The sequence below is a fragment of the Tsukamurella sp. 1534 genome (genome assembly GCF_000312385.1).
Classification (GTDB): Bacteria; Actinomycetota; Actinomycetes; order Mycobacteriales; family Mycobacteriaceae; genus Tsukamurella.
On sequence record NZ_HE997626.1, the window covers coordinates 1804707 to 1827075 of the forward strand.

General features: G+C 71.2%; 18 protein-coding genes. 11 read left to right on the top strand and 7 right to left on the bottom strand.

All coding sequences use genetic code 11. From position 1 onward, the window contains the following. Positions 1–33: 33 nt before the first annotated feature. The 4 genes from BN39_RS08775 to BN39_RS08790 all read right to left on the bottom strand — a co-directional run bounded on the left by BN39_RS08775 (position 34) and on the right by BN39_RS08790 (position 6387). Positions 34–510, bottom strand: a complete 477-nt coding sequence (locus tag BN39_RS08775; protein ID WP_019202012.1) for a GNAT family N-acetyltransferase — start codon at positions 508–510, stop codon at positions 34–36. After that, on the bottom strand, positions 507–1103 hold the full coding sequence (locus tag BN39_RS08780; RefSeq protein WP_019202013.1) for a TetR/AcrR family transcriptional regulator: 597 nt from the start codon (positions 1101–1103) through the stop codon (positions 507–509). Before BN39_RS08780 ends, BN39_RS08775 begins: the two co-directional genes overlap by 4 nt. After that, a complete protein-coding gene (locus tag BN39_RS08785) occupies positions 1100–2320 on the bottom strand; it encodes a cytochrome P450 (RefSeq protein WP_040766064.1) in 1221 nt (406 codons plus the stop codon). The genes BN39_RS08780 and BN39_RS08785 overlap by 4 nt, the downstream gene beginning before the upstream one ends. A 158-nt stretch (positions 2321–2478) precedes the next feature. Then, positions 2479–6387 carry a Pls/PosA family non-ribosomal peptide synthetase gene (locus tag BN39_RS08790; RefSeq protein WP_019202015.1) on the bottom strand — a complete coding sequence of 1303 codons (3909 nt, stop codon included), beginning with the start codon at positions 6385–6387 and terminating at the stop codon, positions 2479–2481. A 154-nt stretch (positions 6388–6541) separates the two neighbouring features. On the opposite strand from BN39_RS08790, the gene BN39_RS08795 reads away from it, so the two are divergent. Further along, the gene (locus BN39_RS08795; RefSeq protein ID WP_019202016.1) at positions 6542–7504 is read left to right on the top strand and encodes an alpha/beta hydrolase; all 963 of its coding nucleotides are present in this window, start codon (positions 6542–6544) and stop codon (positions 7502–7504) included. A 13-nt stretch (positions 7505–7517) separates the two neighbouring features. On the opposite strand, the gene BN39_RS08800 is transcribed toward BN39_RS08795, so the two are convergent. Further along, positions 7518–8024 carry a nucleoside deaminase gene (locus tag BN39_RS08800; RefSeq protein ID WP_019202017.1) on the bottom strand — a complete coding sequence of 169 codons (507 nt, stop codon included), beginning with the start codon at positions 8022–8024 and terminating at the stop codon, positions 7518–7520. Between the two features lie 72 nt (positions 8025–8096). Here BN39_RS08800 and BN39_RS08805 point away from each other — a divergent pair, with 72 nt between their 5' ends. Further along, positions 8097–8459, top strand: a complete 363-nt coding sequence (locus BN39_RS08805) for a VOC family protein (RefSeq protein WP_019202018.1) — start codon at positions 8097–8099, stop codon at positions 8457–8459. A gap of 9 nt (positions 8460–8468) precedes the next feature. Here the strand turns inward: BN39_RS08805 and BN39_RS08810 are convergent, their stop codons facing one another. Then, positions 8469–10337 carry an ABC transporter ATP-binding protein gene (locus tag BN39_RS08810; protein ID WP_019202019.1) on the bottom strand — a complete coding sequence of 623 codons (1869 nt, stop codon included), beginning with the start codon at positions 10335–10337 and terminating at the stop codon, positions 8469–8471. A gap of 117 nt (positions 10338–10454) precedes the next feature. On the opposite strand from BN39_RS08810, the gene BN39_RS08815 reads away from it, so the two are divergent. The 6 genes from BN39_RS08815 to BN39_RS08840 all read left to right on the top strand — a co-directional run bounded on the left by BN39_RS08815 (position 10455) and on the right by BN39_RS08840 (position 18281). Continuing rightward, positions 10455–11198: a sulfite exporter TauE/SafE family protein gene (locus BN39_RS08815; RefSeq protein ID WP_019202020.1), complete on the top strand. Its 744-nt coding sequence runs from the start codon at positions 10455–10457 to the stop codon at positions 11196–11198. 199 nt (positions 11199–11397) lie between these two features. Then, on the top strand, positions 11398–12315 hold the full coding sequence (locus BN39_RS08820) for a SpoIID/LytB domain-containing protein (RefSeq protein ID WP_081585966.1): 918 nt from the start codon (positions 11398–11400) through the stop codon (positions 12313–12315). Positions 12316–12403: 88 nt separating this feature from the next. After that, on the top strand, positions 12404–13414 hold the full coding sequence (gene fgd / locus BN39_RS08825) for a glucose-6-phosphate dehydrogenase (coenzyme-F420) (RefSeq protein ID WP_019202022.1): 1011 nt from the start codon (positions 12404–12406) through the stop codon (positions 13412–13414). Positions 13415–13438: 24 nt separating this feature from the next. Beyond that, positions 13439–15556, top strand: coding sequence for a phosphate acetyltransferase (gene pta, locus BN39_RS08830; RefSeq protein WP_019202023.1), 2118 nt, complete (start codon positions 13439–13441; stop codon positions 15554–15556). Continuing rightward, complete coding sequence (locus BN39_RS08835; protein ID WP_019202024.1) at positions 15553–16710, top strand: acetate kinase; 1158 nt, start codon at positions 15553–15555, stop codon at positions 16708–16710. Before pta ends, BN39_RS08835 begins: the two co-directional genes overlap by 4 nt. Further along, the gene (locus BN39_RS08840; RefSeq protein ID WP_019202025.1) at positions 16710–18281 is read left to right on the top strand and encodes an adenylate/guanylate cyclase domain-containing protein; all 1572 of its coding nucleotides are present in this window, start codon (positions 16710–16712) and stop codon (positions 18279–18281) included. The genes BN39_RS08835 and BN39_RS08840 overlap by 1 nt, the downstream gene beginning before the upstream one ends. 63 nt (positions 18282–18344) lie before the next feature. On the opposite strand, the gene BN39_RS08845 is transcribed toward BN39_RS08840, so the two are convergent. Then, on the bottom strand, positions 18345–19268 hold the full coding sequence (locus BN39_RS08845; RefSeq protein ID WP_019202026.1) for an iron-siderophore ABC transporter substrate-binding protein: 924 nt from the start codon (positions 19266–19268) through the stop codon (positions 18345–18347). A gap of 43 nt (positions 19269–19311) precedes the next feature. Here BN39_RS08845 and BN39_RS08850 point away from each other — a divergent pair, with 43 nt between their 5' ends. Genes BN39_RS08850 through BN39_RS08860 form a run of 3 tightly spaced genes read left to right on the top strand, consistent with a single transcriptional unit; the run spans position 19312 to position 22348 of the window. Then, a complete protein-coding gene (locus tag BN39_RS08850; RefSeq protein ID WP_081585968.1) occupies positions 19312–20415 on the top strand; it encodes an iron ABC transporter permease in 1104 nt (367 codons plus the stop codon). After that, complete coding sequence (locus tag BN39_RS08855) at positions 20412–21509, top strand: iron chelate uptake ABC transporter family permease subunit (protein WP_019202028.1); 1098 nt, start codon at positions 20412–20414, stop codon at positions 21507–21509. The genes BN39_RS08850 and BN39_RS08855 overlap by 4 nt, the downstream gene beginning before the upstream one ends. Beyond that, positions 21506–22348, top strand: coding sequence for an ABC transporter ATP-binding protein (locus BN39_RS08860; RefSeq protein ID WP_019202029.1), 843 nt, complete (start codon positions 21506–21508; stop codon positions 22346–22348). Before BN39_RS08855 ends, BN39_RS08860 begins: the two co-directional genes overlap by 4 nt. Positions 22349–22369 lie beyond the last annotated feature (21 nt).

Here is a 22369-nt window from a genome sequence, read left to right on the forward strand (position 1 = left end):
ACTGTTTCGTCACGATAGCAAGGAAAGGGTGGATCAGGCGCGACGCTTACGCAGCGTGACCGTGGCGACGCCGCCGTGCGGAGCGGGCTCGGGATCGGAGACCTCGTACCCCGCGCGCCGGTAGATCCCGATGTTCCGTTCGCTCCCCGCGCCGGTGAACATGAGGTACTCGCGGGTGTCCGCGGGCGCGAGCGCCTCCATGAGCTCGATGAGCTGTGTTCCGAGGCCGTGCCCCGCGAGGTCCGGCGCCACCATGATCCTGCCGATGTGCCACGTCCCGCCGGCCTCGGCGCGACCGCGCGCGGCGCCGACGAGGCGGCCGTCGAGCCTGATCACCACCGTGTTCCACGTGGTGGCCCAGGCCAGGATCTCGTCGTGGGTCTCGGTGAGCGGCGGGATGTCCAGCGTGCTGTTGGCGATCGCCTCCTGCACCCAGCAGCAGCGTTGCAGGACGAGCAACTCGGCCACGTCTCCGGGGGCGAACGGGGCGATGTGGAGGTCGTCGGTCACCCCGTCACCGTAGCCGCGAACGCCGGATCGGCGAGCACCGCGGGAACGACGAAGCGGCGCACCAGGTCGTCCTCGTCGCCGACGGTGCGCTCGGGGTGCGACAGCAGCGAGACCACCACGCGGACGAGCCACCGGGCGGCCGACGGTGCCGCATCGGCGTCGACGGTGCCGGTCAGCTCGTGGAGCAATCCCGCGGCGACCGCCTCGATGCCGGCGGATCGCGCGGCCAGCCCGCCCGCGGGAGGTTCGTCGGGCGAGAACCACGCCGCCAGCTGGGGCGTCCTCCGTACCTCGGCGACCGCGGTCGCGAGCGCGGTCGCCAGACGGTCCGCCGGATCGTCGATCGCGGCCGCGCCGTCGCGGACCGTCGCCGCCACAGTCCGGGCCTCCCGCTCGACGAAGGCCACGTGCAGGGCCTGCCTGGTGGGGAAGTACCGGTACAACGTCGCGCGGGAGCAGCCCGCGGCGGCGGCGACCTCGGCCATCCCCACCGCCGCGACGCCGTCGCGGCCGAAGAGCTCGCCGGCGGCGGTGAGGATCCGGTCGGTGGCCGCGGATTCGCGCGCGGACCGCTGCGTCGCGCGCCAACTCATCGGACGCGCACCTCGAGCGAGAGTGGGCGGCGCACGTAATTGCCCGGTGCCCAGGTGAGGGAGTCGAGGTCCACTTCGAGACCGGGGATGCGGGTGAGGATCTCGTGGAGGGCGACCCGCGACTGCATGCGCGCGGCGGCGGCGCCGAGGCAGTGGTGGTTCCCCTGTGCGAACGTGAGGATGTCGCGCGGGCGGCGGCCCACGTCGAGCGTCTCGGCGTCGGGACCGAACACCGTCTCGTCGCGGTTGGCGCTCGCATAGAGCAGCAGGGTCTTCCGCCCGGCGGGGATCGTGACGCCGCCGATCCGGACGTCCCGCGTGGTGGTGCGCGCGAGCCCCTGCACCGGCGAGGTGAGGCGGAGGAACTCCTCGACGGAGTCGGGTATGGTTCCGGGATCCGCTGTGAGCGAACGTAACTGGCCTGGATTCTCGGCGAGGAGGGCGGTGGCTCCGCCGAGCATCCCCGTCGTGGTGTCGTTGCCTCCGGTGACCATCGTGAAGGCGAAGCCGAGGATCGAGAGCAGACCCGAGACGTCGCCGTCGTCGCCCATGCCGGCCTCGACGAGATGGCTCACGGTGTCGTCGCCGGGGTCCCTGCGGCGCCGTTCGACGAGTTCGCCGAAGTAGCCCATGAGCTCCCCGATCGCGGTGGCGACCTCCGGGCCCATCGAGGCGATGTCGGTACCCGCCTCCGCCGCCGCGCCGACGATCCGTTCCGTCCAGTCGTCGAACCGCGGCCGATCCTCCTCGGGGACACCGAGATAGTGCGCCACCACCATACTGGGGAGGGGCTTGTAGAGCTCCGCGACGATGTCGCCGCCGCCGTTGTCCCGCAGCCGCTCGACGCGCTCGATCACGAACCGGCGCACCTCGGGTTCCACCGCGGTGACCTGGCGCGGGGTGAAGCCGCGGGCGACCAGCCGGCGGAAATCGGTGTGCCGCGGGGCGTCCTGCATCACGAGCGGCGGGTTGTCCTGCAGGCCGGTGCGTTCCAGCTCACCGTAGACGGTGGTGACCCCGTCGGCGGACGAGAAGGTCTCGGCGTCCCGCAGCGCCGCGAGCACATCGGCGTGGCGGGCCAGGACGTAGTAATCGTCGTCCTCCCGGTCGACGCGGTGCACGGGGTCGTGCTCCCGCAGCCACCGGTACATCGGCCACGGATCCGCCCACGTCGCCGCTGAGCGGGGCACGAAACCGTGAGACATATCAACGCTCATGTCTCAGAGAGTAGTCTTCGAGTGCTATTTGTGTCGAGAATTCGCGGCAATCGCTCGCCGGGGCCTCCCGCGCTACAGAAATCCCCGCTCGCTGCGGAGATGCGCGGGGCGAGCGGGGATTTCTGTAGCGGGCGGAGAAGTCGGGGCGGGGCGGCGGGCTAGTCTCGCTTGCGCTTGCCCGCGTTGACGACCCACGGGGAGATCGGATTGCCCTGCCATTTGGTGTTGGCGGGCACCGAATCGCCGCGCATCACCAGCGACGCGGGGCCGACCGTGGCCCCGTCGCCGACGGAGGATGCGGGCAGCGCCACGCAGTGCGGGCCCAGCGTCGCGCCCTCGCCGAGGACGACGGTGTCCATCGCCATGATCCGGTCGTGGAACAGGTGGGTCTGGACCACGCAGCCGCGGGAGACGGTGGCGGCGTCACCGAGCGTCACGAGGTCGGCCTCGGGAAGCCAGTAGGTCTCGCACCAGACGCCGCGGCCGATCTTCGCGCCCAGCATCCGCAGCCACAGGTTCAGGATCGGCGTGCCGGTCGCGGCGTGCGCGAACCAGGGCGCCGCGACGCACTCGACGAACGCGTCCGAGAGCTCGTTGCGCCACACGAACGACGACCACAGCGGGTGCTCCTCGCGCCCGATCCGGCCCACCACCAACCACTTCGCCGCGGCGGCGGTGCAGCACGCCACCGCGCCGGCCACCAGCAGCGTGACCCCGGACAGCAGTGCCGCGAGCCACCAGCCCACGTTGATCGCGAAGTAGTTCAAGGACACCAGTACGCCCAGGCCCAGCCCGAAGCTGACGAACACGGCCAGCAGGCGAGCGGTCTCGACGGTGCCGCGGGCGAACCGCAGTGCGTGCGAGGGGTTGTAGGTGAAGGTGGAATCGGTGTTCCCCGCGGTCCGGCGCAGGCGCACGGGCGGGCTGCCCAGCCAGGAACTTCCGCTCTTCGCCTTCGACGGTGTCGCGCTCAGCACGGCCACGAGACCGTCCTTCGGGACGCGCCGGCCAGGCCCCGTCATACCCGAGTTCCCGAGGAACGCGCGCTTACCGATCTTGGCCTCGTCGATGCGCATCCAGCCGCCGCCCAGCTCGTAGCTGCCCACCATGGTGTCGTCGGCGAGGAACGAACCGTCGCCGATCGACGTGAACTTGGGGATCACCATGGCCGTGGAGATCTCGGCGTCCTTGCCGACCTTGGTGCCCAGCATGCGGAACCACAGCGGGGTGAGCAGAGACGCGTACAGCGGGAACAGGAAGGTGCGTGCCGCGTCCATCAGGCGCTCGGTGGCCCACACCTGCCAGCCCACCCGGCTGCGCACCGCGTGATACCCCGGCTTGAGCCCGATCGCCAACAGGCGCACCGCGATCAGGGTGAGCAGCGCGTACACCGTGAGCGCGATGACCGCCGCGATCGGAAGCGCGGGCAGGGCCGTCAGCGCGGCCTCCTCGAGGTTCGACGCATCGCGGACCAGCCAGCCGATGAGTGCCAGTCCGGAGGCGATCGCCACCATCGGAAGACCCGCCAGGAGAACGGAACTGACGCCGTAGATCCACACCCAGTGCGAGCGCCGCGGCGGCCGCTCCGACGGCCACGGGTGCTCTGCCTTGCCGATCTTCTCCGCGGGCGAGCCCGCCCAATGCTGCTTCGCCTTGACCTTGCCGAACACCGCGGACCCGGGACCGACCTCGGCCCGTCGGCCGATCTTCGCGCCGGGTAGCAGCGTGGACCTGGCCCCGATGGACGCCTCCTCGCCGATGCTGATCGCGCCGATGTGCAGCTCGTCGCCGTCCAGGTAGTGGCCCGCGAGATCCACCTCCGGTTCGACGGAGGCGTGATCACCCAGTTCGAGCATGCCGGTGACGGGTGGCAGCGCGTGCAGATCCACCCCGCGGCCGATCTTGGCGCCGAGTGCGCGGGCGTAGTAGATCATCCAGGGCGCGCCGGAGAGGTTCTCGGCGCCCGAGGCCGCGGTGAACCGCTCCGCGATCCACAGCCGCAGGTGCTCCGGGCCGCCCCTGCGGTACACGCCGGGCTCGAGCCCACCCAGCAGCGCGCGGCACGCGACCACCGACATCGCCATGCGGCCGATCGGCGTGATGAACACGAGGAACAGGGCCAGGACGATCCACCAGCTCATGGTGGGGAGCAGTGTGGACCCGGTGGTCGCGGCGAACAGGTTGTTCGCGATCGCGGCCCACGTGACCCACTGCAGTCCGGTGAGCGTCGTGAGCGGCACAGAGAGCACGATCTGCGCCAGCCCCGTGGACCGGGGCGTCGGCCGGACGACGCGCGGCTCGGCGACCTCGGCGGGCCGCAGGGAGTCGAGGTAGCCCGCCAGCGAACCGAGGCGCGGGTGGTCGTACAGGTCGGCGACGGTGACCGACGGGTACTGCTCGCGCAGGGCCGTCACCAGCTGCGCGGCGCTGAGCGAACCGCCGCCCTCCGCGAAGAAGTCGGCGTCCTCGCTCGTGATGGACGCCCCGAGGATCCCCGACCAGCGCTCGGCCACCCACGCCGCCGTACCGGTGAGATCGCCGGTGTCGGCCTCGTCGGCGCCCGGGAGCGGCCACGGCAGGGCGTTCCGGTCCACCTTGCCCGACGTGCGCGTGGGCAGCTCGTCGACGAGCGCCAGTCGCGGGACCAGCGCCGCCGGGAGTTGCTCCGCGAGGAGGTCGCGGGCGGCCTTGACGTCGAAGTCGGGGTCCGTCGACGCGAGGTAGCCCACCAGCATCGAGGTGCCCGCGGAGTTCTTCCGCACCGCGGCGGCCGCGCCCGAGACGCCGGGCAGGTTCTGCAGGGCGTTGTCCACCTCGCCCAGCTCGATCCGCCGGCCGCCGACCTTCACCTGATCGTCGGCGCGGCCCTCGAACAGCAGGCCCTCCGGCTCCAGCCGCACCAGATCGCCCGAGCGGTAGGCGCGGTCCCAGCCGAGCGTCTCCATCGGGGCGTACTTCTCGGCGTCCTTCGCGGGATCGAGATAGCGGGCCAGGCCGACGCCGCCGATCACCAGTTCGCCCGATTCGCCCTCCGCGACGGGGAGCTCCGTCGCCGGATCCACGACCGCCAGGTCCCAGCCCTGGAGCGGTAGGCCGATCCGGACGGGGCCGAGCCCGTCGAGCAACGACGCGCAGGCCACGACGGTGGCCTCGGTCGGCCCGTACGTGTTCCACACCTCGCGGCCGTCGACGGCGAGCCGCTGCGCCAGCTCGGGCGGGCAGGCCTCACCGCCGAAGATCAGCAGGCGCACGGCCTCCAGGGCCTCGGCCGGCCACATCGCGGCCAGGGTCGGCACCGTCGACACCACGGAGATGTCGCGCGAGACCAGCCAGGGCCCGAGGTCCATGCCGGACCGCACCAGCGAACGCGGGGCGGGCACCAGGCACGCGCCGTGCCGCCACGCGAGCCACATCTCCTCGCACGAGGCGTCGAACGCCACGGACAGGCCGGCGAGCACCCGGTCGCCCGGCTTGAGCGGCTCGCCCTGCAGGAACAGCCGCGCCTCGGCGTCCACGAACGCCGCCGAGTTGCGGTTCGTCACCGCGACGCCCTTCGGGGTGCCGGTGGAACCCGAGGTGAAGATGATCCAGGAGTCGTCCTGGGGCGTCGGCAGCCGGTTGCCTGCCTGCGCGGTCCCGGCCTCGATCGCCGCCGCACGGGCCTTGGTCTCGGGCGCGCGCCAGAGCCCGTCGCCGGTGAAGATCGCCGCCGCGGCGGCCTCGCCGAACACCAGGTCGGCGCGTTCCTGCGGGTCGTCGGCGTCGACGGGGACGTACGCGGCGCCGGCCGCGAGCGTCGACAGGATCGCCACGTACAGGGAGCGGTGCCCCGAGGGCATGCGGATGCCCACGCGGTCGCCGGCCCGGACGCCGCTGCGGCCCAGGAAATCGGCGCCCTCGAGCACCTCCTCCCACACTTCCGAGTAGGTGAGGACGACGTCACCGTCGTCGATCGCGGGCACCTCGGGGTACGTCTCGACGGTGGCCTGAAGGATGTCGATCAGGGTGCGCGGCTCGGGAGCGAGCGCGGACAGCAGGTACTGCGAGGGGATCTCGTTCGTGACCACAGTGGTCGACTTCCTCCGGTTCAAGGAGACGGGACGACGGAGCACACAACACTTCGGAGTGATTGTGTCAGGTCACAGGAACTTCGCACTGCGGGTGGGCGGAGCTAAGCTGTGAAGGAACGATTTACTGGTCAGTAACAAGGAGAAAAGCGAGATGGCGGTCGTCGCCCATCGTGGCAGCAGCATCCCGGCACGCCTCGTGAAGTGGTTCGTGCTGATCGTCATGAAGACGATCTTCCGCGTCTTCCCGATGAGCGACCGCACCCTGCCGCTCCTGCGCGCCGCGGAGCCGTACCTCGGCCGAGTCCCGCAGACCATCCGCGGCGTGCGGATCGAGAAGACGACCCTGGGCGGCGTCCCCACCGAGCGGATCGTCGCCAACGGCGACGCCGACCCGCACCCGCGAGCCGCGCTCGTCTACTACCACGGCGGTGCGTTCATCGGCTGCAACCTGGACACCCACCGCCGGATCGCGGCGCTCCTCGCCCGCGGTCTCCGGGTACCCGTCTACAACGTGGAGTACCGGCAGTACCCCGACGGCGGCGTCGGCACCTCGGTCGGCGACGGCTTCGCCGCGTACCGCGAGCTGCTCGATTCCGGCGAGTTCGACCGCATCCTCGTGGCCGGAGACTCCGCCGGCGGGTTCGTGTGCGCGAAGGTCATCGAGTACGCCGCCGAGGCCGGCATCCAGGGCCCCACGGCGTTCGCCGGGTTCTCCCCGTTCCTCGACATCAGCGCCACCCTGCCGCGCTCCTCGCGGCGCGACGCGATGCTGCCGATCAGCAAGATCCGCAAGCTGCGCACCGTGCTGGGCCGCGGTCCCGAGGCCCTCCGCGGACCCGAGGACATGACCACCGACGCCACTGCCGCGTACTTCCCGCCCAGCGTGCTGTTCGCCGCGAACCGCGAGGCCCTCATGGTGGACTCGCTCGAACTGCACGAATCCCTCGATCGAGCGGGCATCCGCAACGAGGTGCACATCTACGACGGTCAGGTGCACGCCTTCGTGGTCAGTGCGGGCCTCACGCGGGAGTCCTGGGACGCCTACAAGGTGGCGGTCCACTTCCTCTCCACCGAGCTCACGGCCGCCGAGGAGATCGGTTCCGCCGCGGCCTGACGGGGCTCAGGTGTCACACCGGTATTCCGGCGGCACGCGCGTGCAGGGCGCGCACCTCGTCCGCGAGGGACGGCTCGGGGCCGGCGACGGGGATCCCCGGGGCGACAGCGGTGATCGGCAACGGCGCCACGGGTGCCGCGGGGAGGCCCCATTCGGCGTGCCACGCCACGAGTTGTTCCGTGCTCGCGGCGTAGACGATCCGGTCCAGGCCCACCCACGCGTGCGCGGCGCTGCACATCGCGCAGTGCTCGCCCGACGTGTACACGGTGGCCCTCGCCCGGTCCCCGGGCGCGAGATGATCGGCCGCCCACCGGGCGATCTCGAACTCCGGGTGCCGGGTGGCGTCGCCGCCCGAGACTCGGTTGCGGTCTTCGAAGACCACCGCGCCGCCGCCGTCCAGGAGCAGCGAGCCGAACGGCTCATCGCCGGCGTCGAGCGCCTCGCGGGCGAGATCGACGCATCGGCGCAGGTACGGCAGATCGTCGGGGGTGGGCGTTGCGGAAGCGGCGGAACCTGTCACACCCTGACCGTATCGTCTGATTCCGACGACGGGTCGCCGTTGCCGGACGAGACACGGAAGAAGGGGCCTCCCATGGCTTTGCAGCTGCAGGCGATCAACTTCGATTGCGCCGATGTCGCCGCGCAGGCGGCGTTCTGGTCGGAGGCACTCGGGCTCCCGATCGACGAGACCGACGGCAACGATTTCATGCGCACGCTCGGGTTCGGCAACGCCGAGCTGCCCCGGATGATGCTGCTCGCGGTGCCGGAGGGGAAAACGGTGAAGAACCGCCTGCACCTCGACTTCCATTCAGGCGACCGGGCCGCGGAGGTCGCGCGGGTGGTGGCCCTGGGCGCCACGCACCTGCGCGATCACGACGAGTTCGGCTTCCGCTGGTCGGTTCTCGCCGATCCCGAGGGCAACGAGTTCTGCATCGCCCAGGACGGGGAGCACTGACCCGCTGAATCAGGCAGCCTGGTCCGCGAACTGGGTGCGGTACAGCTCGGCGTAGCGGCCGCCCTGGGCGAGCAGCGTGTCGTGCGTACCGCGCTCGACGATCCGTCCGGCCTCGAGCACCAGGATCTGGTCGGCAGCGCGGATCGTGGACAGGCGGTGCGCGATCACCAGCGACGTCCGGTCCGCCAGGGCCTCGCCGAGTGCCGCCTGCACCGCGGCCTCGGACGTCGAATCCAGGTGCGCCGTGGCCTCGTCGAGGATCACCACCGAGGGCTGTGCGAGCAGCAGCCGGGCGATCGTGAGCCGCTGCCGTTCGCCACCGGAGAGCCGGTAGCCGCGCTCACCGACGACGGTGTCGAGGCCGTCGGGCAGCATCGCGACCAGGTCGGTGAGCCGGGCCCGGCGCAGCGCGTCGGCGATCTGGGCATCGGTGGCGGCCGGATTCGCGAGCAGCAGATTCCCGCGGATCGTGTCGTGGAACAGGTGCCCGTCCTGGGTGACCAGGCCAACGGTGGCGTGCAGCGATCGCGCGGTGATGTCCCGGAGATCCGTGCCGTTCACCGTGATTCCGCCGAGATCGGGATCGTAGAGGCGGGTGGCCAGCTGCGCGATCGTCGACTTTCCGGCGCCGCTGCTGCCGACCAGCGCGACCATCGATCCGGGTTCGGCCGTGAACGACACGTCGTGCAGTACGGTCTCGCCGCCACGGGTGTCCAGCTGGGCGACCTCCTCCAGCGAGGCGAGCGAGACCTTGTCGGCCGACGGGTACGCGAAGCTCACGTCGTCGAACCGCAGCTCGGTCGAGCCCTTCTCGACGGTGACCGCGTCGGGTGCATCGCGCACCATCGGCTCGAGGTCGAGGACCTCGAAGACCCGCTCGAAGGACACGAGCGCGGTCATCACCTCGACCCGGGCGTTCGCGAGCGCGGTGAGCGGAGCGTAGAGGCGGGTGAGGAGCAGCGCGAGCGCCACGACCGAGCCGGCCTGCAGTTCGCCGCGGATGGCGTAGAAGCCGCCGAGGCCGTACACCAGCGCCAGCGCGAGGGAACTCACCAGCGTGAGCAGGGTGACGAACAGCATCCGCGCCATCGCGGTGCTGACGCCGATGTCGCGGACCGCGGCGGCGCGGGTCGCGAACTCGTGCGACTCGATCTCGGGACGCCCGTACAGCTTCACCAGGGTGGCGCCGGGGGCCGAGAAGCGCTCGGTCATCTGGTCGCTCATGGAGGCGTTGTGTCGTGCGGCCCGCCGGGACATCGCCGCGATCTTCCTCCCCATCGGGCGAGAGGGCAGCAGGAAGACGGGGAGGAGGATGAGCGCGAGCAGGGTGATCTGCCAGGAGATCGTGAGCATCACGCCGAGTGTCAGCAGGAGCGTCACGAGGTTGGTGACCACGCCCGCGAGGGTGTCGGAGAACGCGCGCTGCGCGCCGAGCACGTCGTTGTTGAGGCGCGAGACCAGCGCGCCCGTGCGGGTGCGGGTGAAGAACGCGACCGGCATCGTCTGCACGTGGTCGAAGACGGCGGTGCGCAGCTGGTAGATGAGTCCTTCGCCGATCCGCGACGAGAACCACCGGGAGCCGAGATCGACGCCCGCGCCGACGATCGCGATCACCGCGATGAGGATCGCGAGCTCGATGACGGTGCTCGTCGGTCCGCCGCCGACGATCCGGTCGACGACCTTGCCCGCCAGCAGGGGAGTGGCCACGGCGAGCAGTGCCGAGACGACCGAGAGAAGGAGGAATCCCGTGAGCCGCCAGCGGTGCGGGCGGGCGAACGGGCCCATCCGTCGCAGCGTCTCCGACGGCTTGCGCGACGGCGCGTCCAGTGCCCGCGACCCGCGGTAGAGGGTGTCCCACGCGACCGATTCCATGCTCATGCATAGAAGACTACGACCTCAAGTTAACTTGATGTCCAGTGATTTCGCCGAGCGAGGAATCGCGGGGCTCGTGCGGCCGGTGTCCGCACGTCGGGACGGGTGGCGGAGGATGGACCGGTGTCGTCGGTCGAACTGGTCCTGGTCTGCCTGGCGGGGTTCGCCGCCGGGCTGATCGGATTCCTCACCGGCCTGGCATCGATCGTCTCCTATCCGGCGCTGCTGGCTGTCGGACTGCCGCCGGTCGCCGCGAACGTCACCAACACCGTCGCCATGGTGGCGGTGGGCGGAGGCTCCGTCGCCAACTCGGTGCCCGAGCTCTCGGAGGACAAGCCCCGGATGGCCCGCCTGGCCCTGGTCGCGCTCGTGGGTGGGGCCGCCGGGGCCGCGATCCTGCTCGTCGCCCCGGGGGAGTCGTTCGCCGCCGTCGTGCCGGTGCTGGTGGCGATCGCGGCCGTCGCGATCCTCGTGCAGCCGCGCCTACGGGCGCTGGCGGGCGAGCGTACTTTTCCCGTCCTGTACTACGGCGGTGTGTTTCTGGCCGCCGTGTACGGCGGCTACTTCGGTGCCGGGGCCGGGGTGATGATCCTCGCGATCACGCTGGTGTGCACCACGCTGCCGATGTGGCGCGCGGTGATCGAGAAGAGCTTCGCGCTCGGCGTCGCGAACCTCGTGGCGGCGATCGCGTTCGCCGTGTTCGGTCCCGTGCACTGGCCGGCGGCCATCGCCCTCGCGGTCGGAGGTTTCGCGGGCGGCTGGTGCGGTCCGCCCGTCGCCGAGCGGGTGGATCAGGACCTGCTGCGCCGCGTCGTGGGCGTGTGCGGGCTGGCCCTCGCCGCCTGGCTCGCGCGCACCTGGTTCTGATCCGGAGGTGACGTCGCGCCGGTCCGGGAAGTGTCCTGGTGGTAGGAGTTTTCGACGGTGCGCCGGCGGTCGTGGGCGAGATGTTGAGCGCAGCGTGCGGTTGACAAGTCTCGATCTTTACTTGAACCTCAGTAGTCACAACTGTCACACTCGTCTCAGTGTGGCCCGGCCTGTGTCAGCGACCGAAGGAGACTCGAGGATGCCCGTGTGGATCGACGGCGGCCCCCGTCGTTCGCGACGAGCGCGGGTCACCCGTGCCGCGATAGTGACCGTCGTGCCCGCCCTCGCCATCGGCGGAGCGGTGCTCGAATTCCAGACGCAGCAGCCGGCCCAGCCGACGCTGGTGGACGAATCGGCACCCGGCGGCGTCGCACCCGGCGGCGCGGGCGGCCACGGCCGCGGGATGAGCCAGCTCGGCGCCTTCCAGTACGCGAAACAGGGCTGGAACGCGCAGCAGATCCTCAACTTCTACTACCCGGGCACCACGCTCGGCACCGTGCACACCGGCCTGCCCGTGACGGTGCAGCTGACCAAGCAGAACCGTGTCGACGTGGTCGCGCCCGCCGGGGCGGTCGTCGGCGGACAGCAGGTCGCGCCCGGCCAGGCGGTCAGCATCGACGGCACCACGGCGACGGTCCGCGCCGGGTGCGGCGGCCCCGTCGTCGCCACCGTTCCGGCACCCGACGGCACCGTGAGCCCGCCGACCGCCAACCAGGGCGTACCCGTGGACCAGGTCTTCCGGTTCTGCGGCAGCAACGCGGGCTACCGCGGCCGGCTCGCCGCCAAGGAGGGCAAGGTCCTCAACTACGTGGGCATCGAGGACTACGTGCGCAGCGTGGTTCCGGTCGAGAGCTCGCCCGGCTGGGCCGACCAGGGCGGCACCGCGGCGCTGCAGGCGCAGGCCATCGCCGCCCGGTCGTACGCGCTGGTCCGCGGCGCCGAGCGGGGCGAGGAGTTCGACGACACCCAGGCCTCCCAGGTGTACGGGGGCGTCGACCGGGAGGACCCGCGCACCGACGCCATCGTCGCGAGCACCCCCGGCCTCGTCATGGCGCAGAACGGCAAGGTCTTCGAGACCGAGTACGGCGCCTCGCGCGCAGACGATCCCGCCGGCTGACGGTCCGCCGCGCGCGCCCCGGGCCGCACGACGGTGCGCTCCGGAGAGGGGGCGCGCCGCCCCGGGCGCGAACAGTAGGGTGAGTTCCATGGCGAAGTTGCAGCTCGGGTACAAGGCATCCGCGGAGCAGTTCGGGCCCCGCGAATTGGTGGAGATCGCCGTCGCGGCGGAGAAGGCCGGGATGGATTCGGTGGCCGTGAGCGACCACTTCCAGCCGTGGCGGGTGAACGGCGGCCACGCCCCGTTCTCCCTCGCGTGGATGGCGGCGGTCGGCGAGCGGACCGAGCGGGTGAAGATCGGCACCTCGGTCATGACCCCCACGTTCCGGTACAACCCCGCGGTGATCGCGCAGGCGTTCGCGAGCATGGCCTGCATGTACCCGGACCGGATCTTCCTCGGCGTCGGATCGGGCGAGGCGCTCAACGAGTACGCGACCGGATTCCAGGGCGAGTGGCCCGAATTCAAGGAGCGGTTCGCGCGGCTGCGCGAGTCGGTGCGGCTGATGCGCGCGCTGTGGTCCGGGGAGATCACGAACTTCGAGGGCGACTACTACCACACCAAGGACGCGGTGCTCTTCGACCGCCCGGAGCGTCCCGTGCCCGTCTACATCGCCGCGGGCGGCCCCGTCGTGGCCAAGTACGCGGGCCGCGCCGGAGACGGCATGATCTGCACCTCCGGCAAGGGCATGGAGCTGTACACGGACAAGCTGATCCCGGCCGCGAAGGAGGGCTCGGAGATCGCCGGCCGCGACTTCGGCGCGCTGGACAAGATGATCGAGATCAAGATCAGCTACGACCCGGACCCGGAACTGGCGCTCGAGAACACCCGGTTCTGGGCCCCGCTCTCGCTCACGGCGGAGCAGAAGCACAGCGTGAACTCCAGCGCCGAGATGGAGCGCCTCGCCGACGAGCTGCCCATCGAGCAGGTCGCCAAGCGGTGGATCGTCGCCTCCGATCCCGACGAGGCCGTCGCCGAGGTGAAGAAATACGTGGACGCGGGCCTCAACCACCTCGTGTTCCACGCCCCCGGCCATGATCAGCGCCGTTTCCTGGACAACTTCGAGCGTGACCTGGCGCCCCGGCTGCGTGCGCTCGGCTGAGCCAGAGCTGCGATAGTAAAGCCCATGGCCGAGAGCGCTGAGCGATCCCCGAAGACCAGCAGCATCTACATCGCCTCCCCGGAGGGGGACACCGGCAAGTCCACCATCGCGCTGGGCGCGATGAACCTGCTCACCTCGACGGGGTGGACCATCGGCGTCTTCCGGCCCGTTCCACGCTCCTGGGGCGGGCAGCGGGATTACATCCTGGAGCTGCTCATCGAGCAGGCCACCGCGGAGCTGGATTACGACGAGTGCGTGGGCGTCTCGTACGACCAGGTGCACGAGGACCCGGACGCGGCGATCGCGGAGATCGTGAGCAGATTCCACGCCGTCGCCGACAAATGCGACTTCGTGCTGGTCCTCGGCTCGGACTACACCGACGTCACGACACCCACCGAGCTGTCGTTCAACGCCCGGATCGCGGCGAACCTCGGATCGTCGATCCTCCTGGCGGTCAAGGCCCTCGACCGCACGCCCGAGCAGGTCGTGTCGGTCGCCGAGCAGTCGATGGCGGAGATCAAGGCGAACCACGCCCACACCGCGTCGATCATCGCCAACCGGTGCAACCCCGACCGCCTCGACGCCGTCTGCGACGCGCTCAAGGCGGACACGGGGCTCCCGGTGTGGGTGCTGCCCGAGGAGCCGGTCCTCACCGCCCCCACCGTCGGTGAGCTGATGGAGGCGATGGAGGGGAAGCTGCTCTGGGGCGACCCGGAGTTGTTGTCGCGCGAGGCGATGGACGTCCTCGTCGCGGGCATGACGGCCGAGCACAGCCTGGAACGGGTCACCGAGGGCGTCGCGGTGATCGCCCCCGGCGACCGCTCCGAGGTGCTGCTCGCGATGGTGACGGCGCACCGCGCCAACGGATTCCCCTCGCTCGCCGGGATCATCCTCAACGGCGGCTATGCGCCGCATCCGATGACCGCGGCGCTGGTGGACGGGCTCCGGCCCAGCCTGCCCATCGTGTCGGTGCCGCACGGCACCTTCGAGACCGCCCGGATCGCCGCGGAGACCCGCGGCCGCGTAGGGCCCGGTTCCGAACGCAAGGTGGACCTCGCGATCGCGCTCACCGAGAAGTACGTGGTGTCGGCGGATCTGCTGGAGGCGCTGCAGGTCTCGAACCCCGGCGTCGTGACGCCGCAGATGTTCGAGTACGACCTCATCGCGCGCGCTCGGGCCGATCGCAAGCGGATCGTGCTGCCCGAGGGCGGTGACGACCGCATCCTGCGCGCCGCCGGCCGGCTCCTGCAACGCGAGGTCGCCGATCTGACCATCCTGGGACAGGAGTCCAAGGTGCGCGCCCGCGCGGCCGAACTCGGCGTGGACCTGGGCGACACCGACGTCATCGACCCGGCGCGGGCCGGCGCCCTCGTCGAGAAGTTCGCGCAGACCTACTACGAGCTGCGCAAGCACAAGGGAATGACGCTCGAACGCGCCGCCGAGGCCGTCGTCGACGTGAGCTACTTCGGCACGATGATGGTGCACCTGGGCATGGCCGACGGGATGGTCTCCGGCGCCGCGCACACCACGGCGCACACCATCCGCCCGTCGTTCGAGATCATCAAGACCAAGCCCGGTGTCTCGACGGTGTCGTCCATCTTCCTGATGTGCCTGGCGGACAAGGTGCTCGCGTACGGCGACTGCGCCGTGGTCCCCGACCCGTCGGAGACCCAGCTGGCGGACATCGCGATCTCCTCCGCCCAGACCGCCGCCCAGTTCGGGATCGACCCGCGGGTGGCGATGCTGTCCTACTCCACCGGCGAGTCCGGCACCGGTGCCGACGTGGACAAGGTGCGTGCCGCCACCGGGCTGGTCCGCGACCGCGCCCCGGAACTGTTGGTGGAGGGCCCGATCCAGTACGACGCCGCCGTCGATCCCGGCGTCGCCGCCTCGAAGATGCCGGACTCCCCGGTGGCCGGCAAGGCCACGGTTCTGGTGTTCCCGGACCTCAACACGGGCAACAACACGTACAAGGCCGTGCAGCGTTCCGCGGGCGCGGTCGCGATCGGACCCGTTCTGCAGGGCCTCAACGCCCCGATCAACGACCTCTCCCGCGGGGCGCTGGTCGAGGACATCGTCAACACCGTGGCGATCACGGCCATCCAGGCGCAGGCCTTCGCGGCGGAGAGGAGCCGGACATGAGCGGAGTGGCGGGGGCGGTGCTCGTCCTCAATTCGGGTTCGTCATCGCTCAAATATCAACTGCTGCACCCGGAGACGGGGGAGGTGGTGCACGGGGGCATCGTCGAGCGGATCGGCGAGACCGACGTCCCGGACCACAAGGCGGCCCTGCGTCTGGTGTTCGACGAGTTCGCCGAGCGCGGCCTCGACCTCCAGGCCGGCGCGGGCGGCCCCGACGGGCTCGCCGCCGTCGGCCACCGCGTGGTGCACGGCGGCCGGACCTTCCACTCGCCCACACTGATCGACGACTTCGTCCTCTCCGAGATCCGCCGCCTCAGCTCCCTCGCCCCGCTGCACAACCCCGCGAACGCGCAGGGCATCGAGGTGGCCCGTGAGCTGCTCCCCGAAGTCAAGCAGGTGGCGGTGTTCGACACCGCCTTCTTCTTCGACCTGCCGGCGGCGGCCGCGACCTATGCGATCGACCGCGAGCTCGCGGAGGAACACGGCCTGCGGCGCTACGGATTCCACGGCACATCGCACCAGTACGTGTCCGCGCGGGCGGCGGCGTTCCTCGGGAAACCCGACGCCGACGTGAACCAGATCGTGCTGCACCTCGGTAACGGCGCTTCGGCGTCGGCCGTGCGGGGCGGCCGCGCCGTGGACACCTCGATGGGGCTCACGCCGCTCGAGGGTCTCGTGATGGGCACCCGCACCGGCGACATCGATCCCGGCCTGGTGCTGCACCTCGGCCGCTCGCTGGGCATGTCCATCGACGAGATCGACGACCTGCTCAACCGCCGATCGGGCCTCAAGGGCCTCGCCGGCGAGAACGACTTCCGCGCCCTGGGCGCCCTCATCGACCAGGGGGACGAGCACGCGAAGCTCGCCTACGACGTGTACATCCACCGCCTGCGCCGATACGTGGGTGCCTACCTGGTGGACCTCGGCGGCGTCGACGCCATCACCTTCACCGCCGGCGTGGGCGAGAACGCCGCGCAGGTCCGGGCCGACGCCCTGGCCGGGCTCGAACGGTTCGGCATCGTCGTCGATCCCGAGCGCAACGCCGTGCGATCCGGTGAGCCCCGGCGGATCTCGCCCGACGGCGCCCCCGTCGCGGTGCTGGTGGTGCCCACCAACGAGGAACTGGCGATAGCCCGCGACGCGGCGGCCGTCTGATGCCGCTGGGGCACCACGCCCCGGGTGGAGCGGAGCCGGACGACGGGGGAGGCGACTACGGATCGCCCCTCCTCGGCAACCGCGACGAGGACGGCGTGAGCCGCCGCAACCGCACCATCGTGCTGATGATCGCCAGCATGTCGATCGCCACCGTGCTCGGCGCCGGGTACGGCGCGATGCTCATCATGGTCGGGATACCCGAACCGTCCGTGCGAGAGCCGGGCCTGCACGAGATCAACGCGCTGTGGATGCCGCTGTACGTCGCCGTCGGCTTCGCGTTCGGGCACGCCGTCGAGACCTGGACCGTGTTCCGCACGCTGCGCTGGGTGGGCGGCACCGAACCGCCCACCGAGGAGGAGGCGCGAGCGACCCTGGCCCTGCCCAGCGGCATGTACCGGTTCCACCTGGTCAACTGGGTGGTCGCGGCCGTCGTGTTCGGCGTGGTCTACGGGAACTACGACGTGGCGCTCGTCCCCAAGGTGTCGCTCGTGGTGCTCGGTGCGGGCCTGGTGACCTCCGGCATCACGATGCTGCTCGCCGAGTTCTGCCTGCGGCCCGTGACCGCGATCGTGCTGCAGACGTACCGGCCCACACCCCGGCACCAGAGCCTGCAGGGCAGGTCGCTGGGCCTGTGGATGCTCGGCTCGGGACTGCCGATGCTCGGTGTGGTCCTCGTGGGTGTGTTCGCGCTGTTCGAGCCCGCTGCCACCACCGGCGGCGTCGCGATCGGCGCCGCGGCGCTCGCCGGCGGCGGCATCGTCTCCGGGTCGGTGCTCAACCTGCTCGGCGTCTCCCGCGTCTCCGGGCCGGTGCGCAGCGTGACCGCCGCGATGCGGCGGGTCAGTGAAGGCAGGTACGACACCGAGGTCGTGGTCTACGACGGCACCACCCTCGGGGACCTGCAGTCCGGCTTCAACCAGATGGCCGCGGGCCTGCGCGAGCGCGAGCGGGTGCGCGACCTCTACGCCCGCCAGGTCGGCGAGCAGGTGGCCCGCGCGACCATCGAATCCGAGCCGGAGCTCGGCGGCGTCGAGCAGCGGGTCGCGGTGATCTTCATCGACCTCGTCGGGTCCACCGCGCTGGCGGCGGAGCGGCCGGCCACCGAGGTCGTGCAGATCCTCAACCGGTTCTGCGGGGTCGTGGTCGCGGAGGTGAACAGCCGTGGCGGCCTGGTGAACAAGTTCGAGGGCGACGCGGTGCTCGCGATCTTCGGCACCCCGACCCAGCTGACCGATCCCGCGGGGGCCGCGCTCGCCGCGGCGCGGGCCATGATGCAGCGGCTCGCGCGTGAGGTCCCCGAGGTCCGCGCGGGGTGCGGCGTCACCTACGGCACGGTCGTCGCGGGGTACGTGGGTGCGGCGGACCGCTTCGAGTACACCGTGATCGGCGACCCGGTCAACGAGGCGTCCCGGCTGTCCACCCAGGCGAAGGCGGACCCGACGGTGCCGTGGGCGTCGGCCCCGGCGATCTTCGCCGCGGTGCCCGCGGAGCGCCGCAACTGGCGCGTCGGGCCCACCGAGGTTCTGCGGGGCCGGAACGAGCCGACCCGGATGTACCTGGCCGTGCGCTGACGGTCCGCCGGAAGGCGGCGGACCGTCGACCCCGGTGCGGGACCGCCGACGGTGCGCCGGGGGTCAGGCGAAGGCGGGGAGCTTCGGCGGCAGGTTCTTCAGGACCCAGTCGATCGTGACCGGGTTGGGCATGGACATCGCGTTGCCCAGTGACTTGTCGATCGTGGCCACCCTGTTCTCCCGGCTCACCTTCAGCGAGCGGAACGCGGTGTCGTCCGCCTGCTTGGTGCCGTAGTCGAGGTAGACGAGCGCATCGAGGTCCAGGAGGGACAGGTTCTCCGCCGACACGGTCGCGTAGAAGGTGCCGCCCGGAACCCGCGACGAGAGCGTCTCGGGCAGCGTGAAGCCGAGCATCGTGAGCACCTGGCCGCGGCCGTCCGTCGTGGAGTACACGTAGAAGCCCCCGTCGGACATGGGGAGCACGGTGGCCGCGGACTTGCCCCGGTACTGCGGATGCGCGTCCTTGGCCGCGGTGATGGCACCCTCGGTCTTGGACACCAGCGCTTCGCCCTCCTCGGCCTTGCCGACGCCGGACGCGATGGTGCGCACCTGCTTCTCCCACGGCACGCCCCACGCCTGGGAGTCCGCGGGCCGCCGCACGACGGGGGCGATCGACTCGAGCTTCTTGAAGGTCTCCTCGTCGAAGCCCGAGTTGACCGCGACGATGAGGTCCGGCCGCGCCGCCGCCAGCTTCTCCATGGCCTTGGTGTCCACCTGGCTGCTGGTGCCCAGCAGCATCTCGGGGTTCGCGCCCTTGAGCAGCGGCTTGGACCACTCGCCGACGGGCTCCTTCGCGTCCTGCGCCCAGGGCGCCACGAGGACGGGGGTGACACCCAGCGCCAGCAGGGTGTCGACGTCTCCGAGCCCCAGCGAGGCGACGCGTTTCGGTGCGCCGCTGGAGGATTCGGCGGAGTCGGAACCGCCGGACCCGCACGCGGTGAGGGTGAGAGTGACCAGGATCGCGAGGATCGTCGCGAGAGAACGCATGCCGCCCCTTCCGTTGAGCGAAGGGCAGCCTATCATTACGTGGATGACCGCAGTAACCACTGAAGAAGCCGGGCCCGGCGCGGTGCCGCCGGGCGGGCCGGCGTCGCTCGCCGGTGTCGCGCGCCGCCGGCGACGCGTGATCGGCCTCGTGCTGCTCCTGGCGCTGCTCGCGGTCACCGTGATCGCGTCGCTCGCGATCGGCTCCCGGAGCCTGGCGCCGTCCGACGTGTGGGCGGGCCTCACCCACAGTTACACGACGGGGGCCGACCAGGGCGACCCGCGGCTCAACGAGGCCGCGATCATCGTGCAGACGCTGCGCGTGCCGCGCACCCTCCTCGCGCTGCTCGCCGGAGCCGCGCTCGCGGTGGCCGGCGCCCTCATCCAGGGGCACACGCGCAACCCCATCGCCGACCCCGGCATCCTGGGCCTCACCTGGGGCGCGGCGTTCGCCGTGGTGTGCGCGACGTTCATCGGCGGCCTCACCGCGCCGGTCCAGTACGTGTGGTTCGCGTTCCTCGGTGCGGGCGTCGCCGCCGTCGTGGTGTTCGGCCTGTCGAGCATCGGCAACGGCGTGCGGTCGCCGCTCACCCTGGTACTCGCCGGCACGGGCGTGAGCTTCTTCCTCAGCGCCATGACCACGGGCATCGCGCTCAACGACAACCAGTCGCTGGACACGCTGCGGTTCTGGAACGCGGGCGCCGTGGTCGGCCGCGGATACGACGTGATTCTCACGGTGGCGCCGTTCATCGTGATCGGCCTGCTGCTCGCACTCGCCAACGGGCCCGCCGTGAACCTGCTCAACATGGGCGACGACGTGGCCAAGGGGCTGGGCCTCAACATCAACCTGGCGCGCACCGTCGGCATCGGCGCCGTGACACTGCTGGTGGGCGCCGCCACCGCCGCGTGCGGCAGCATCTCCTTCCTCGGCCTCATGGTCCCGCACATCGCGCGGTTCTTCACCGGGCCGGACTACCGCTGGCTGCTGCCGTTCTCGGCGCTGCTCGGTGCCTGGCTCCTGCTGGCCGCCGACATCGTGGGCCGCGTCGTGGCCCGCCCCGGCGAGTTGGAGGTCGGCATCGTGGTGGCCCTGGTGGGCGCGCCCTTCTTCGTGGCCCTGGTCTGGTGGCGGAAGGCGGTCCGGGTATGAGCGGCGCAACCCTCGAGAAGCCCGGCCCGGCGACCGGTCTCCCGCCGATCCGGCCGGGCGTGCGGTTCGGGAACGTCATCTCCTTCGTGTGGCGGCCGCTCCCCGTGGCGGTCACCGCGATCCTCGCGTCCATCGCGTTCGTGGCGTTCTGTGCCAGCATCCGGATGGGCGAGTTCCCGCTGACCTTCGGCGAAGTGCTCAGCACGCTGATCGGCCGCGGCGATTCGATGACCGAGTTCATCATCATGGACCTGCGCATGCCGCGCGCCCTCGTCGGCGTCATCGTGGGCGCAGCGCTCGGCATGTCCGGCGCGATCGTGCAGTCCATCGCGCGCAACCCGCTCGCGAGCCCCGACATCCTGGGCATCACCCAGGGCGCCGGCGTCGCGGCGGTGTTCCTGGTGACCTCCACCGGCGGGCTCGCGGCGACCCTCAACAACGACGTGGGCCTTCCCATCGTCGCCCTCGCCGGCGGTCTCGTCACCGGCGCGCTGGTGTACCTGCTCTCCGTTCGCGGCGGCGTCGACGGGATGCGGCTGGTGTTGGTCGGCATCGCGATCACCGCGCTCATGCGCGCCCTCATCGACTGGATGCTGGTGCGCGCCGACATCCGCGACGTGGCCCGGGCGCAGGCCTGGCTCGTGGGCTCGCTCGAGGGCCGTGACTGGGGCGACGTGCGCTCCGCGCTCTACATCGCGCTGCCCGCGGCGATCCTCGCGGTCGGCGCCGCGTTCGCGCTGCGCGCGGTGCAGCTGGGCGACGACGTCGCCCTGGGCCTCGGCGTGCGTCTCGGGCCCATCCGCCTGCTGCTGTTGCTGGCCGCGGTCCTGCTGGCCGCGGGTGCCGTGTCCGCGGCCGGGCCCATCGCGTTCGTCGCGCTGGTCTCGCCGCAGATCGCGATGCGGCTGACGAGGTTGCCCTCGCCGCCGCTGGTCCCGTCCGCGCTCATGGGTGCCGCGCTCCTGGTGTGCGCCGACCTCGTCGCGCGGACCGCGTTCTCCACGTCGATGCCCGTCGGCATCGTCACGGCCGCCGTGGGCGGCCCGTTCCTCGTGTACCTGCTCGTCCGTCAGAACCTCAAGGGGGCCAAGTGAACCCGGCTGCGACCACCACCGAGACCGCGGCAGGCGCACCGTCGCGCCTGGGCGCCCGGTCCGTGTCCTCGGGCTATGGGCACGTCACCGTGCTCGACGGCCTGGACCTCGACATCCCGACCGGCGTGGTCACCACGATCATCGGGCCCAACGGCTGCGGCAAGTCCACGCTCCTGCGCACCCTGGCGCGCCTGATCAAGCCGAGCTCCGGTCAGGTGGTGCTCGACGGTGACGACATCGCCAAGCTCAAGACCAAGCAGATCGCCACGACGATGGGCCTGTTGCCGCAGAGCCCGCTCGCCCCCGAGGGGCTGACGGTGGCGGACCTGGTGGCGCGCGGCCGGCACCCGCACCAGAGTTGGCTGCGGCAGTGGAGCTCCGACGACGCCGAGGTGGTGGACGCCGTGCTCACGCAGACCGGCGTGCGGGACCTGGCCGACCGCGCCGTCGATTCGCTCTCCGGTGGCCAGCGGCAGCGGGTGTGGATCTCGATGACGCTCGCGCAGGGCACGGACCTGCTATTGCTCGACGAGCCGACCACCTTCCTCGACCTCTCGCACGCGCTCGACGTGCTGGACCTCGTGGACGAGCTGAGCAGCCAGGGCCGCACCGTGGTGATGGTGCTGCACGACCTGAACCTCGCGATCCGGTACAGCGACCACCTCATCGCGATGCGCGACGGTGCGGTGGTCGCCCAGGGCGCGCCGTCCGAGGTGATCAGCGAGCAGATGCTCGACGACGTGTTCGGCCTGAAGTCGCAGGTGATCGACGACCCCGTCGCACCGGGCAGGCCCTGCATCGTGCCCATCGGCACGCGTCGAACCGGGGCGGCCGACTAGCGCGAACAGTCCGATTGTCCT